This window comes from Agathobaculum faecis (assembly GCF_014287995.1).
Lineage (GTDB): Bacteria > Bacillota > Clostridia > Oscillospirales > Butyricicoccaceae > Agathobaculum > Agathobaculum ammoniilyticum.
This window is the reverse complement of sequence record NZ_JACOPL010000019.1, coordinates 18,040-32,046: the sequence shown is the minus strand read 5'-3', so window position 1 is coordinate 32,046 and position 14,007 is coordinate 18,040. Positions and strand designations below refer to the sequence as shown.

15 protein-coding genes and 1 riboswitch are annotated in these 14,007 nt (G+C 59.7%); of the genes, 2 read left to right on the top strand and 13 right to left on the bottom strand.

Going from position 1 to position 14,007, the window contains the following annotated elements; translation table 11 throughout:
- Window positions 1–348: S-layer homology domain-containing protein (locus tag H8S45_RS14065; protein WP_186950274.1), on the top strand; the 348-nt coding region annotated here is incomplete at its 5' end.
- Window positions 349–818: 470 nt separating this feature from the next.
- On the opposite strand, the gene H8S45_RS14060 is transcribed toward H8S45_RS14065, so the two are convergent.
- From H8S45_RS14060 to H8S45_RS14000, 13 genes are all read right to left on the bottom strand, one after another.
- A complete protein-coding gene (locus tag H8S45_RS14060) occupies window positions 819–1,196 on the bottom strand; it encodes an S-layer homology domain-containing protein (protein ID WP_082397014.1) in 378 nt (125 codons plus the stop codon).
- Between the two features lie 321 nt (window positions 1,197–1,517).
- The gene (locus H8S45_RS14055) at window positions 1,518–2,486 is read right to left on the bottom strand and encodes a DUF6744 family protein (protein WP_054327051.1); all 969 of its coding nucleotides are present in this window, start codon (window positions 2,484–2,486) and stop codon (window positions 1,518–1,520) included.
- A gap of 15 nt (window positions 2,487–2,501) precedes the next feature.
- Window positions 2,502–3,527: a DUF3854 domain-containing protein gene (locus tag H8S45_RS14050; protein WP_186950272.1), complete on the bottom strand. Its 1,026-nt coding sequence runs from the start codon at window positions 3,525–3,527 to the stop codon at window positions 2,502–2,504.
- Between the two features lie 4 nt (window positions 3,528–3,531).
- Complete coding sequence (locus tag H8S45_RS14045; RefSeq protein WP_186950271.1) at window positions 3,532–5,319, bottom strand: AAA family ATPase; 1,788 nt, start codon at window positions 5,317–5,319, stop codon at window positions 3,532–3,534.
- Window positions 5,319–5,540 carry a hypothetical protein gene (locus H8S45_RS14040; protein WP_186950269.1) on the bottom strand — a complete coding sequence of 74 codons (222 nt, stop codon included), beginning with the start codon at window positions 5,538–5,540 and terminating at the stop codon, window positions 5,319–5,321. Before H8S45_RS14040 ends, H8S45_RS14045 begins: the two co-directional genes overlap by 1 nt.
- Window positions 5,509–6,291, bottom strand: coding sequence for a Rad52/Rad22 family DNA repair protein (locus tag H8S45_RS14035; RefSeq protein ID WP_186950267.1), 783 nt, complete (start codon window positions 6,289–6,291; stop codon window positions 5,509–5,511). Before H8S45_RS14035 ends, H8S45_RS14040 begins: the two co-directional genes overlap by 32 nt.
- A 3-nt stretch (window positions 6,292–6,294) precedes the next feature.
- A complete protein-coding gene (locus H8S45_RS14030) occupies window positions 6,295–6,966 on the bottom strand; it encodes a hypothetical protein (protein WP_152959432.1) in 672 nt (223 codons plus the stop codon).
- Window positions 6,963–7,544 carry a hypothetical protein gene (locus H8S45_RS14025; RefSeq protein WP_054327044.1) on the bottom strand — a complete coding sequence of 194 codons (582 nt, stop codon included), beginning with the start codon at window positions 7,542–7,544 and terminating at the stop codon, window positions 6,963–6,965. The genes H8S45_RS14030 and H8S45_RS14025 overlap by 4 nt, the downstream gene beginning before the upstream one ends.
- Before the next feature lie 13 nt (window positions 7,545–7,557).
- Window positions 7,558–7,854, bottom strand: a complete 297-nt coding sequence (locus tag H8S45_RS14020) for a hypothetical protein (RefSeq protein WP_147574599.1) — start codon at window positions 7,852–7,854, stop codon at window positions 7,558–7,560.
- A 17-nt stretch (window positions 7,855–7,871) separates the two neighbouring features.
- Window positions 7,872–8,165, bottom strand: a complete 294-nt coding sequence (locus H8S45_RS14015) for a hypothetical protein (RefSeq protein ID WP_243182485.1) — start codon at window positions 8,163–8,165, stop codon at window positions 7,872–7,874.
- A gap of 66 nt (window positions 8,166–8,231) precedes the next feature.
- Window positions 8,232–9,593 carry a DUF6094 domain-containing protein gene (locus H8S45_RS14010; protein WP_186950265.1) on the bottom strand — a complete coding sequence of 454 codons (1,362 nt, stop codon included), beginning with the start codon at window positions 9,591–9,593 and terminating at the stop codon, window positions 8,232–8,234.
- The gene (locus H8S45_RS14005) at window positions 9,590–10,315 is read right to left on the bottom strand and encodes a ThiF family adenylyltransferase (protein ID WP_054327039.1); all 726 of its coding nucleotides are present in this window, start codon (window positions 10,313–10,315) and stop codon (window positions 9,590–9,592) included. The genes H8S45_RS14010 and H8S45_RS14005 overlap by 4 nt, the downstream gene beginning before the upstream one ends.
- Window positions 10,315–11,760, bottom strand: coding sequence for a Mov34/MPN/PAD-1 family protein (locus H8S45_RS14000; protein WP_054327038.1), 1,446 nt, complete (start codon window positions 11,758–11,760; stop codon window positions 10,315–10,317). The genes H8S45_RS14005 and H8S45_RS14000 overlap by 1 nt, the downstream gene beginning before the upstream one ends.
- A gap of 291 nt (window positions 11,761–12,051) precedes the next feature.
- Window positions 12,052–12,162: riboswitch (FMN riboswitch) on the top strand.
- A 146-nt stretch (window positions 12,163–12,308) separates the two neighbouring features.
- On the opposite strand from H8S45_RS14000, the gene H8S45_RS13995 reads away from it, so the two are divergent.
- Window positions 12,309–13,688 (top strand): MATE family efflux transporter, encoded by a 1,380-nt coding sequence (locus tag H8S45_RS13995; RefSeq protein WP_186950262.1) that lies wholly within the window; start codon window positions 12,309–12,311, stop codon window positions 13,686–13,688.
- Window positions 13,689–14,007 lie beyond the last annotated feature (319 nt).

The window sequence follows — 14,007 nt, the reverse complement described above, 5'->3', positions numbered from 1 at the left end:
GCGGCCCGTTTCGCCAGGGCCAGCACCGACAAGGCGCTTACGTTCCCTGATGTGCCTGCGGACGCATGGTATCGCGGGGCTGTGCAGACGGCGGTAAGCTACGGCTGGATTAACGGCTACGAGGACGGCACTTTCCGGCCTGAGCAGCCTATTGGCCGTGCGGAGACGGCGGCCATCATCAACCGGATGCTGGCCCGCATTGCAGACCGCAGCGCGGTGGACGACGGAGCAGGTACTCGCTTCCCTGATGTGCCTGCAAGCCACTGGGCGTTCTACGACGTGGTGGAGGCTTCCACGGAACACGATTACACCAGAGACTCCAACACGGCTGAGGAAAGCTGGAGTTAATTTGACCTCCGGGGGCTTGTCCCCTGTACCGAGGCCGCTTATGGAAACTCCCCCAACAGGAGAAGCGGCCAGAACCGAATAGCACCACAGGCGAAAAGAGGCGCGAATGTCATTTGCGACATTCGCGCCCCTTTTTTATCCGACCTTTTCCGAGTGGATTTCCCATAGTTCAGCAAATACCTGAAAAAAACAGGGAAATATAACCCGCACCGACAAAATCCGCGGTGACTTGGCAGGGTACTTGCCTCTGGGAGTGTTGACAAAGCCCCTCATTGAAAAAAATATAGACACGTTCTTGTCTGGTCAATGCTTGTTCTGTATAGGCTGGAGGTATAATATACGCAGAGGTAATAGGGCTTGATGGAGGAAAGAGGATGCCTGCTTTTTGCGGCTCTGGCTGTTATTAAACGCCATACCGCCCACATCGGACAGCATATCCGCGCTCACCGCGCCGATATTGACGCTTTTCATTATAGCATGGTAGCAGCTTCTTGACGTGTGATTAATTTCTTTGGGGCGAATAGAGAAGTCGTTCCGGTACCGCCGACACCGTTTACTATTCCCAAAGCTGTTGCCTGTAGAACATATTTAGAGTTGGTATCAGCATAATAGCAATGCGATGTATCTATAGATGAAAGATCTAATCCACATACGTTTAACAGAGAGATTGCCATTTCACAAAATTCTTCGCGTGTGATAGGCTGTTGATATGAACTCTGCAAATGATCAGGAACTAATCCGAGTTTAACGGCTTCATCGCAATCGTTTTCTGCCCATGAAGATGGTGCGGCAAGTGAACATGTAAAAGTTAGTAAAAAAGCTAAACTAACGGAAATTAATTTTTTCATAGTGTATCCCTCCGCTTCCTTATAGCACTTTTGCTTATTTTATCACTTCTACTTGGTTGTTTCAAGTTAGGCGTGAAATACAAGCGTTATCATTATATGAGAGTATGGTATAACATCCATACTTAGTAATGCAGATCCACGCGTATTAAAAGCTGTTTGATTGCTTGGGTTGAAAATAATCGGGCATGCCTATCCAGTTACAAGCAACCTTTTAAAGCCGGTTTAGCTAAATCACCAAAAATACAAATAGCACATATATTCAGGAAAGGCGTGCATAAGCACGCCTTTCCTTTCGGTATACACTATAAATAGAGTGTGCTTTCAGGCTGCTTTCAAAGCCCGTATCCCCTGAGCCCGTATCTGCAATTCCTGCTGGTACAGCTGCAGGGAATTAAATTCCTCGTCTGTCTCCGTCAGCTCCTTCTGGAACAGCGCCTCGTAGCGCTGCTTTTTCTCCTTTAGATCTTCAATACGACGGATCCAGCGCTCCATGATGGCCGCGCTCTGGCAGCCGCTGTCTATCAGGTAAGCTGCTTTCTCCTGGTACTCCTGCGCCTCCCTGCGTGCGAGTGCATAAAACTCGCCGGCCATCTTTTCACGCTGCTTTGCATCGTCAGCCACAAAGAAGCTGTTCACTACCAGCGCTTTGTCGTTCCGGTTGGCATGGTTCAGCTGCTCTATCAGGTCCTCGAACAGGCCAACCTGGTGCATTTTGTCCCGCGGGATGAAATACAGCCTGCCATAGACCGAGACCGGCAGCGCGTCCAGTGCCTTCAGATAGTGCAGCAGTACCGTGTCTATCTGGCTGCGGCCCAGGCAGTTCCGGAACACGCCGAATTTCTGCTCCATGTCCGTGCAGAGCTGGTCAACATCCAACAGCGGGTCGCCCTGCACGGTATCGTGGTACATCATACCGGCGCCGCTGTCATAGCAGACGTTGGCCAGCTTCTCATACCGGTTGGTCCGCAGGCCAACGGTCTCGCGCACCAGCTCGCGCGAATAAAGGTTCCCGTCCCGCTGGTTGTCGCGGCAGTAGATACGGAAGATCTCCTGTGCGCCGCCGGAGCCGGACACGGTCCGCCGCGTCACACGGCCGGTCGCATTCCGGAAAGCGTCCACCTCCGAGATGCGCCGCCCGGCATACGGGAAGCCCAGCGCCGCGCAGATCCGCTCGAAATCGCGTTGCTCCACCAGCACATCGGCCAGCGAGTAATACAGGAATTTGCCCAGCAGCCGGCTTTCGTCCGTACTGTTCTGCACTACCATAAAGCCGTTCGTATTGTTTGTCATAATGCAAATCCTCCTTTATGCGCTTCGTTTCATCGCCAGAAAATCGTCTATGCCCTTGCAGGCCGGATCCCATGCTATCGTGCGGCAGGGGACGCCGGCTTTTTTCAGTTCCAGCCGCAGGCGAATAACCGCCGCCTGCACCTGCGGGTTGCAGCGCTTATCCATGTCGAACGCCTCCCATGCCTGTGAGACGCGGAGTTCCTTCAGCGTATCCGCCAGGAACGAGACTGCATTCACGCCGGGGACGCAGACGAAAAGCGTCCCTTCCGTCAGGAAGCTGGACACATCGCCCTTTATCGGCCCTTCTGTGATCACCGCTTCCTTCCGGCTGCGGTCACCGGCGACATGCACCCAGCTCCGCGCGCCTGTCCCATACGGCCTGCCCGCGCTGGACATCCACGCGTACTTCATGCGTTCCGCATCGTCGCGCCGGATCTGGATACCCTGCACACGGCCGTCCGCCGCGCGCACCGGGACCAGCAGGCCGCTGTATGCGCACGTCCGCCACGCGCCCAGTTTGTAGAAAAAGCCGGGGATACCGTTCAGGTCAAAGCGGGCGGAAAGCTGCGCGGCGATCTGGTCGCGCAGCTCCTTCCCGCTCCCCAGTGTGCGGTAGCCGTTCTGCCGGATGGCAGCGTCGGTCAGGCCGCGGGCGAGCAGGTTATCTCGGTGCGCCGCAGACAGGGGCAGCAGCCCCAGCATGGCGCGGTACACCGCGTCCCGCCGGTCAAGCGGCGCGGGTTCGCGTTCGGTCGGGCGCTGCACGGCCGGACGGGGGAAGTGGATCACGCTGTCCCCCAGCAACTCGTGGTAGGCGTCCCTGTAGGAAAGTCCCGTGCGTCTCGCGTACAGCGAAACAGCATTGCCGTGCGCCCCGCAGTGGAAGCAGTGGTACTGGTCCGTGTCCGTGTACAGGTACAGCCGCCGCTTGCGGTCCCCGCAGAACGGGCAGTTGATATGCACCTGCCGCTGCCCGCTGCCCTCCACCGGCAGGCCGCTTTTGCGCGCCGTGGGCAGGATGGGAAAGGTCTTATAGCCCATCCCGTCACCCGGCTTTCCGCTGCGGCTCGTCCAGCGCTTTCACCTGGAGCGTCTGCCGCGGTACGACGCGGGCCAGTATCATCTGCCCGCCGTGCTGCGCGGCGCCGAGGTCGCACAGGCTCTCCGTATTGTCCACGAACAGCGGATAGCTTTTGCCGGATAACCTGGATAACAGCTCCACGACCTCCAGCCCGCAGCGGACGCGTTCGGAAAGGGAGAGCCGGACATAGTCGCGGCCATCCCAGGTCAGCTTGAACACGTCCCGCAGCTCGCCGCTTTCCTTCATCGGCTCATACAGCTTGAGGCCGGCCCTGTGCATCTGCACCGGTGCAAACAGCAGCGCCGCCCGTTCGGACTGGCAGGCTTTTGCCGCCGTTATCTTGTCGTTTACTGCGCGAATTTCATCGTCCAGCTTGTCCAGGGCCTCCTTCTGCCCCCTGGGCAGGCTGTCCAGCAGCTTCTGGATCTGCTCCATTTCGCTCTCCAGTTTGCCCTGCTCATGGTACAGGGTCTGGTACTGCTGCGCCTCTTCGGCGGAAAGGCCGCCAAACACCCGCTGGGCGGACAGCGCCTTGATCTTCGCCTTGATGCTGTCCCGCTGCTGCGCGGCGTCCTCCGCCTGCGCCGCAGCGAGCGCCTGTCCAAGGCGGGCGGTCTCGCCGGTCTTCCAGGCTTCGAACTGCTGCCTGCCCTGCACCTCCTGCACGGCAAGCGCCTGTGCCTGCTGGCGCAGGGAAGTGCCGTCTGCCTGGATCTTCTGCAGGCGGTCTGTAAATGCTGCCTGTATCTCAGGGAAACCGGCCGCATCGATGCGGCGCAGGCAGGTCGGGCAGACGCCCTGCGTCTGCAAATATTGCAGCCGTCCGGCTTCATCACTATACCTGCCGTACAATGCCTGCAGCTGTGCCTGCATCTGGCGCAGCTGCGCCGTACCGGGAAAGGCAAAATCCCGCTCCCGTACCGCATCCAGCTCTGCCTGCAGGGCCGCGCGGCGGTCATCCGCCTGTCCGTCCTGCACCGCATCGTACTGCGCGCTGAGCCTCGCGATCTCTGCATCCACCGCGGAGCAGTCCTGCGCTTCCTGTTTGCGCACGAGCGGCGCCAGCGCTGCAGCGGTGTGGGCAAGCAGGGCTTTTTTTTCGTCCAGCTCCTTTTGTAGCCTTGCCCGCTGGCTGTCCGTCTGCTGCATCTGGCCGTCCAGCACCAGCCGGTCCTTTTCCAGCTCCTTCAGCTCGCTGCGCTTCTCTTTCAGGTAGACCTCCGGCATTTCCAGCCGGTCGTCCCCGAGGATGCCGCGCATGTGTTCGCTCAGCTTTTCCATCACCGCTTCGTGCGGCACAGCGGGCAGGTACTGCTCGATCAGCTTCCGCCCGTCCCCGCCGAGTACCTCTGCAAAGTACAGGGGATTGAGAAGGGAGAGGATGAGGTCGCGGCTGCCGAACCGCTCCGCGAAGCGTTCCTGTGTCATCAGGACGCCGTCCAGTGATACGAAGGTCTTCCCCTCGTGCCGCCCGCGGCGGATGGCATGCGTCTGGCCGCCCTCCGTGCGCACGGTGACTTCCACGCGCATGCCCGCAGACGACCCGTTCTGCAGCCGGTCCAGATCGCGTCCGCCGAAGTACGGCGCGCCGGTGAGCGCATAGGCGATCGCGTCCGCGACCGTGGACTTTCCCTGGTAGTTGTGGCCCGTGACGGCCGTCCTGCGGCCGAACGTCCAGCTGTGTTCGTCTGCAAAGCAGCCGAAGCCGGTAACGGCCAGCTGTTCAATCTGCAGAGAAGCGATCTGCGCCATTAGCACACGCCCCCTTGTGCAAAACGGTTCATCCAGCTGCGCAGGACAGAAGCTGCATCCGTCTGCGTCAGCTCAGGGAATTCGCGTTCCAGATACTTTGCTGCGCCGAACATATTAATAAGCCCGCTGTCCCGCAGCCCGTCCAGATATTCATAATAGGTATCCTGCTTCATCTTTTCCTCCGTTCCCTCACGCGGCAGGCTGATAGTCCTGCAACTCATAGTACGTCCCGCCGGCGCCGCTGCGCCGCACGATCTTCGCGCCCTGTATCCGCACGCCGTTTGCCAGCCCAGGCTTTGCCCCAAGGCTGAATACCTTGAACGCGCGGCCCGCCGGCGTGACCAGATCGACCCACGCTGCAGCCGGATAGCCCTGCACGGGTGCGGGCTGCAGGCTGCGTACCGCATAGACGCCCGCCGGCGCATTGCCTGTGTTGGGCGGCTGCGCCGAGGCCAGCCCCAGCTTTTGCAGCTGCTCCTCATAGTACGCGTTTAAGTCCGCCGGGCGGGCGATCTGTTTGTACTTGTCCAGGGACGCCCACTTAGCCGGGATCTCGTATAGATACCGGCCGATACCCCAGAGCACGGACGCGCGCTTGAAGCTGTCCGAGATACCGCCCTTGATGGCCTCGATATCCGTGTTCTCCGCGCCGTCCACCTTTTCCACCCACTCTTTGCGCTCCGCATCATAGATGGAGAGCCCGCAGAGCTGGGAGGAGACGGGCGCTTTCGGCGCTTCGGACGGGTCCTCGTATTTGCCCGGCCTGGGCACATACTGGTGCCACGGGATGAACCTCGTGCGCCAGAAAAACGGCCCAACCACATCGTCCAGCCGGTTCTGGATCGCGCGGCTGTCTATGAATGCCACGGCCAACCCTTCGCTGTTCGAGTTTCGCGTTTTGGTCACGCGCCACTCCACGTCCGCGGCCGCAAACGGCTCGCTGAGCCGCTTGTGCAGTTCTGCTCCGGTCATTCGTCATACACCTCCCCCGATGAAATCCGTAAGTGTTTTCCCGTTCGGGATCAGCACGTCGCTGTAATAGTAGGCGGGATCTTTGTCCTTCAGGTGCTCGAACAGCTCCCGCGCGGACAGGCCGAGCCTTGTGCAGTCCGGCTTATAATAATCGTCCCCAAAGGGCAGGGAGAGTACGCGGTGCATGAGCCCGCGCAGCTTCCACAGCGTATCGTAGCCAGTAAACTGGTTGGTCCCCACGCAGAGCGAAAAACCGTTGACGTTTGGGAACGGGAAGCGGTACAGCTTTGTCTCAGGGGAAAGGCTGCCCGCATCACAAACCGCCATCTGGAAACCGTTCAGCATCCCGCCTTTCATTCTGCACCGCAGCAAAAGGCGAGGCAGCGGGAAATCCGGATACACGGTCTTGTGGTACCAGACCGTGCAGCGGTCCGTGACGTTTTGGAGCGTCACGTCCCAGCCGTCCGGATACGCGGTGAGCGAGACGACGCCCGGCGGGAGCAGGCCGCTCCGCACAGGGGCCATCTGGGTATGCGCCTCGAGCCCGCTCAACAGCGCGTCTCCGGGGATATGCCTGACTTCACGTGTGCCGTCTTCGCGGATCAGCTCGGTCTTCACCGCGCTTTTCAGCGGGTCCAGAAGCAGCACAGCCTTGCGGATGCTTCCAGCCATCATGCCGCCTCCTTTGCCTGCGCGGGATGCGAAAAGCTTATGACCTGTCCTGTCTTATCGTCCGAGGCCAATATCTCCATACTGGAGCGGAAATACGCCATCACATCCAGCAGGCCGGCCAGCAGGGGTTCCCAGTCCGTAAACTGGTCCTCATATATCCAGACAGATAAGCCAAACCCGCATTCATGGTGTGTCTGTGTTACCAGGCGGAACCAGCAGCTGTACGGGCAGTAATCCAGCATGGTGTTATTGAAATACGAGAGCGCGTCCAGATAGTAAACGTCCTGCTTGAGCGGGATACCGGCCTGTTCCGCGTGCCTTTGCGCAAAGCGGAAATAGTCCTGTATCACGGCGTCCGAAAAGTACATCCGGCAGATGAGCGTATCCTCGTCTTCTCGGATATCAACGAAGTCCGCCAGCGCATTGAGCAGCTCATACCAGTAGGTATAGAGGAAGTCCTCATCACCCCAGAGCGCATTTCCAGTGTTCCGGATGAACCCCTCCAGCCTGCCGGCCTCCTGGTACCGGGCTGCGAGCTCCAGCTGCAGGAATGCGTACTGCAAGTCCTCATAGCTCCGCATGAATATCGCCCCCTCAGACATAAAAGATCTGCGGCTGGGGCGCCGGCTTTGTATAAACTGCGGGCTGGTACAGCTGGAGGACCGGGCCGCCAAGGCTGTCTGCTTCTCCGCAGCGGTAATACATGTCGTGGGCGTCCTCCGGCTGGAAAGCACCCCAGTCTATTTCATACAGGGAAATATCCTTCCCAAACAGGAACGGCAGGGCGACGTGTTCCGTAAGATACCCTGTGCCGAACAGCGGTTCGTTCTCATTGCTCTCCGGCAGGCTGTCCAGACTGCGGATAAAATCCGTCATGTTCAATTTCAGCATCTTCCTGTCCTTTCTCATTAATATTCGTCCGCAAACAGGATGGTGGTCACGGAGCGGTCCCACTCGGTGATGATGAACACCTTTTTTCCGCCGATCTTATACGCGGAGAGCAGGCGTTCACCCTTCCGCACAGCGGCGTCATTCATCTTCCAGTCCTCTTCGCACAGTTCGCCCCAGTCACAGTGCAGGTGGCGTGTGAGCAGGCAGCTGATTGTCATACCGTCCAGTTCCTCCGTGATACGCCGCGTTGCGACAAGCTTTCCATATGGGAAGCGGACATGGGTCGCTTTTCTTTCCTTTGACTGTTTCAAAATCGTATCCTCCTTTAAGGCAATACCACATCATTCCGCAAATCGCCGATGATGTAATCTATACCTTTAAGCCAGCAGCTTCACGCCTTGGGGCGTGAGCACATTGAACACCATCTTATTGCTCGTCGTCTCGACAATCTCTGTGGTAGTCGTACCGTCTGTCTCGTCGTACTGCTCGCCGGTGCGCCGGCGGACCGCCTTTACAACACGGCCTTTCAGGACATGCGGCGCGCCGCACTCGATCAGCCCGTTGATGAGGCCGGAGCCGCCCACCAGGCCGATCTGGCCGATGGTGAGCGGCAGGAGCGGGCGCTTTTCACGCCCGTCCAGCGTGGACTTCTGCGGCAGCATACTGCCCATGCGGCGCATCTGGTCCGCGAGCTCGCGCACATTGAACCGAGCGCCCTGGAACAGGGGAACAGCCTTCTCTGCATCCGGCAGCGGATAACTGCCCGGTGGGATCTGGTCCAGCGTAGGCAGCTTATCCGGAGACAGCGACGCCAGCTCCAGCAGCCGCGCCATGCGCGGGTTCTCCGCGCGCGGCTTGCGCACGCCCAGCACCGCGATCTGCCGGAACTTTCGGAACTCCTCTTCACAGAAGCGGTACGCCATCAAACTGTCAAAGTGGGCGGCAAGAAAACGGCACACGTCCTCGGTGAGACGGTAATAGGGGATGATGTAGGCCAGCACCCCGCCCAGCATCAGGTGGTCATAGCCCTCGCCGAGGAAGCGTTTCTCGCTCCGCGCGCCGCCGTACACCTGCAGGTACGGCGGGTTGAGGAACAGCAGATGGAACGCGCTGCGCGAGATGCGGGAGAAATAGTAGCTGCCCATCGCGACGTGGTCCAGCTGTTCCTGCGCTGCCTCCGCGCGGCTGTCATCCAGTTCTGCGCCGTAGGTCACGGCGTTCCCGACGTCCCCAAGCTGATGGAGGGCCTTGCCTTCCCCGCAGCAGGGGTCCAGCAGGTTCACCGTTTTGCCTTCTGGGAACACCAAAGCGCGGCGGATATACGCGACATGCGCCGGGTCTGTGGGATAGTACCCGAGGCGGACGCTGTTCATCTGCCGTCCGATCACGGATGTGGACACGGTCTTTGTCCCCGCATCCGGCAGCACCGGCTTGATGTAAGCCAGCCAGTCCGAAAACGCTTTTAGCAGCTTGCTGTAATCCGGCGTCTGGATATGGAAACCGGATACCGCCGCGCTGAGCTGCGCCGTATAGGCAGGGACCCTGGGCAGGTCCAGCTCTTCGAGCAGGAGCGCTGCTTCATGGAGGGCGGATGCCAGCTTCTGTATCTGCTGGGCGATCTGCCGCAGTTCCGCCGTGCCGCCGGCCTCCCGCAGGGCGGGGAGCTGGCCGGCGCGCCAGCGGATATCCTGCGCAAGCTCGCCCAGACGGCCGCAGGCATACCGGATCTGCTCCATCATGCCGCCCTCCGTTTCGGGAGCAGCGGCCGGACGTTCACTGTCTTGCTGGAGAAGGTAGTCATGCGGGTGGTAAGCTCGCCGCCCGCGATGATGTTATACAGCATGCACAGTGTAAGCGTGGCCGCCATGAGGTTGGCCGTCATGGCCTGCGGCGAGGAGACGGAAGCCTCCGCGCAGGGCAGCTCACTGGGGAATTTGTCCGTTGGGTCCAGGATATCCGGATAGAAGCCCGCCACCGGCCGGCGCAGTGTGCGCCCGCCCTTGCGGACGCCGCACACGACCTGCCCATTCGCCAACCCGTTGCCGGAATCGATGTAGACCAGGTCGCGCGCGTGGTAAAACACCTCGTTGCACATCCTCCGGCTGCGGTTGTTGTCCACGCAGCCGAGCAGGATCACGAGCGCGTCTGCATAATCAGGATAAAGCAGCTGCCTTAGTTCATCTTCACTTTCGATGTAGTGCGGCACATACCGGCATCCCATACCGAACGCTGCCGAATACCGCTCCGCGAGCACCTCCGCCTTATTGCGGCCGAGGTCGCAGGAGACGAAGTTCTGCCGGACAAGGTTACGCTTTTCCACCAGATCCCCATCACAGAGGATGGCCGTGGAAGGGCGGAACACCGAATACAGCAGGCGGTACAGGTGCGGGGCGATATGCCCGCCCGTGCCGCCGCAGCCGAGCATCACAATATGGATGGGGCAGGAGACAGGGAAGCGCATCACGCCGCCTCCTTCAGGCCGGTTTCTTGAACGGCTTTCAGCCACTCAGGGGCGAAAGGGACGTCTGTCCGCTCGCAGACCTGCTCCGCCGGTACCTCAACATGGCGGCCGCCGCACGCAAAGCGGCAGCGGATGTCCGGATAATACCGGTCCAGGCGGCCGATGACCATGTACAGGCGCGTGGCCTGTTCGTCTGCATCGTCTGTACGGGAAAAGCGGGCGGCCATCGTGTTATGCGAGTGCACGTCCATGACGTGCAGGTACCGCTCTGGGTCCGGCTGCTGCGAGAGGTCCGTCTCCACGCTGGCCTTGTCAATGCGCTGCGGCGGGACGTGCAGGACGTATTGGCGTCCCTGTCGGTCCCACAGTACATTGACCAGCGCCTCGACATCCCTGCCGCAGTCCACGCACACGCGCCGGAAAAATGCGATGATCTGCGCGAGCAGAGCCGCCGGGAGGCGGGGCAGGCTCATGCGAAAGCCTGACCGGACGCCCTCCAGCTCCGCAATATGCTGGGACGGCGCGATAAATGTGCCGATCCCGTTGCGGCGCATTTCGTATACCCTGCCGTCCTGTGCGGGGATGTATGCGATAGCCTTATCCGACTGCTCCGCCTGTTCTGTGCTGCAGAACAGCCCCTTGTAGCCTGGGAAGCGCAGCACGCCCTTTTTCTGGGCCGTGACCGTAGGCTTGACGGTACATACCGGATCCCTGTCCTTTTCCTTCAGCTTTTTCAGTGCGTCCTTAAATTTCCTGCCCTTTTCGATTTTGGCCTTTGTCTCGAAGATACTCGCGTCCGCGCTGGATACCCGCTCCGTGATACCGGCGTAGCCCACAGTCCAGGACACATGGCTGCGTGCTTCGAGCTCAGGGCAGTCCGCGGACATTTTGACGCGGAGCTGTTCAAAGGTCATGGCGGGGTCTGTGATATCCTCCCGGATAGAGCCGTACTCGAATACAGGGGCGGCGTTGGCCAGCCGTGCGAGGCGCGCCTCCACACCGTCCTCCGCGACCGCGCCAAACAGGTCTATGACCTGGCCGGCCGCGGGCTGCGGGGTGGGCGCTGCTGCAGGCTGCTGTACTGGTGCAGTGGGGGCTGCCTGCGTTACGGGGCCTGCTGTCTGTTGTACCGCCTGCGGTGCAGGAACGGGGCCTGTCTGCGGCGTTTGCTGCATACTGGGCTGCCCTGCGCGGTTCGGCACAGCCTGGGGTGGCTGCATCTGCGGCTGGGCCTGCTCCACCTGCTGGGGAATGGGCTGCGGCTGCGCTTCCGGAGCTGCGGCCGGCTGGCTTTCAACCGGCACTGGCTGGGGCTGCATCGTCTGCGCTGATGCGGGTATCTGATCCCCAAGGTCTAACGGCGGGAGTGCGGAACCGAAAAGCTCCTCCAGGCTATTTCCGGTCCCAGGATCCATTCCGTTCATGCTGTTGTTCTGTTCGCTCATAGTCTTTTTCCTCCATTCTCGGTTTTGACGCAAAAAAAGACCATACAGTATCCGATAGTGGATTCTGCATGGTCTAAGTCAGGTGATGAATCAAGTACGGAGCTGGTGTGCGGTCCAGACAGGCAGACTGCCTCCTGGGCGGGTTACTCTGACACGAATTACTCTGACCTGATTTCTCCTTTAATATAGCACGGCTTACCTGCTTTGGAAAGATGAAATGTTTTTACCCTTATTTAGGAAAATTTCCATTGACACAGGTGGGGAAGGTGTGCTATCCTAAAGCAAAAGAAATGCTTTCTTCGGAAACGAGGTATTCTCTACTGGCGGTCAAAGCCCGCGAGCCATGCGCTGATTCGGTGAAAGTCCGAAGCCAACAGTTGGTCTGGATGGGAGAAGAAAGAGGTTGCGGCGTGTCACGGGCGGCCTCCCATCCCCTTGTTGTCTGTAACGTGAGCTTGGGATGGCATCCGGCGGCCCTGAGATCAGGGGCGTATCCGGGTGCTTTTTGTTGCCCGTCTGCCCCGCCGTGGAAGAAAGGAGCGGGAGCTATGGAACAACCCCAACGGAAACAGAATCCTATAGAGACCGAACCCATCGGCCGTCTGATCTGTCGGTACTCGATCCCCACAGCCCTGACCCTGATGGTCAACTACTTGTATAACATTGTGGATCAGATCTTTGTCGGCCAGGGGGTGGGGGTTATGGGGATGGCCGCCACCAACGTGGCCTTTCCCCTGACCATTGTCACCATTGCCCTGGCACTGATGATCGGGGACGGCTGCGCGGCGAATATGAGCCTCTGCCTGGGCCGCCGGCAGCAAGAGGAGGCGGACCGGACCGCCAGCCATACCGTGACCCTGCTGGTGGCCGCGGGGGTTTTCCTAGCGGTGGGGGGAAGCCTGTTTGCCCGGCAGATTGTCCTGTTGTTCGGGGCCACGGAGACGGCCTTTCAGGCGTCTCTGGATTATACCCGGATCATCGTCTGGGGGCTGCCCTTCCTGCTCTTCAGCTCTGCTCTCACGGCCATCATCCGGGCGGACGGCAACCCCAAATACACCATGAAGTGCATGATTTTAGGGGCGGTGATCAACACGGTGCTGGACCCTGTTTTCATTTTCGGTCTGCACATGGGGGTGGTGGGGGCCGCCATTGCCACCGTCATTGGACAGGTGGCGGCCGGCGGTCTGTGCCTAGCCTATCTGCGGCGGCTTCAGTCGGTGCGGATTCGCCGGGCCTGGCTGCGTCCCACGGCGGCCCTCACGGGTCGGATTTTTAAGCTGGGCATCCCCAGTTTCCTCACGCAGATTATGACCGCTGCCGTCCAAGTGACCATGAACAACCTGATGACCCGGTATGGGGCCCAGACGGCCTATGGCGGGGATGTGGCGCTTTCGGTTTATGGCATGGTGATGAAGGTGTACCAGATTGCCCACGCCATGTTCGTGGGAGTGTCCTCAGCCACCCAGCCCATCAACGGCTACAATTTCGGCGCCAAACGGTATGACAGGGTGCGGGCCACCTACCGTATGGCGGCCACCATTGCGCTGGTGGTGTCTGTGGGCTGGTTTGCGGTCTATCAGCTCTTCCCCCGGGCCATTGGCACATTGTTTGTCTCAGGGGACCCAGTGTACCTAGATGCCTGCCAGCACATCTTCCGAGTTTACATGCTGGCCTTTTTCCTCTATGGGATTCACATGGCTACCGCCTCCTTTTTCCAGGGGATTGGGAAGCCCGTGCAGGCGCTGGCCATTCCCTTAATCCGGCAGGCTGTGGTGCTGATTCCCCTGGCACTGCTGCTGTCCCAGACCTTTGGCTTCAATGGGGCGCTTCTGGCAGCCCCCGTTGCCGACGTGGTTTCCTTTCTCCTCTCCCTGGTGTTGGTACTGCGGGAGTTCCGGCGTTGGAAAAAACAGGGTTGGCTCTCGTAAGCCGGTGGAGACGGAACCAAGCAACACACCGCGTCCCCCCTTCAGAGATGGTCCTGCTTTCAGAACATGTGAATACGAAAAGAGATGGTGGTATCCAGCTGGGTCAGCTCAGCTAGGCGGACGGCACCCCGCCGAGGAGTCCTTCCAAAGTACGGGAGTACGAGGTATTTGAAACAGGATCAGGATGGCTTGCGCTTCCACCGGTGACGTGCGCTGAGAATCACATAGCAATAGAGCACGCGGGGCCGATGCACCCGGAAAACTCTTCAACAAGAAGGAAAGCATGCCAAAGGATAAGACAGAAACCCATGACCGGATT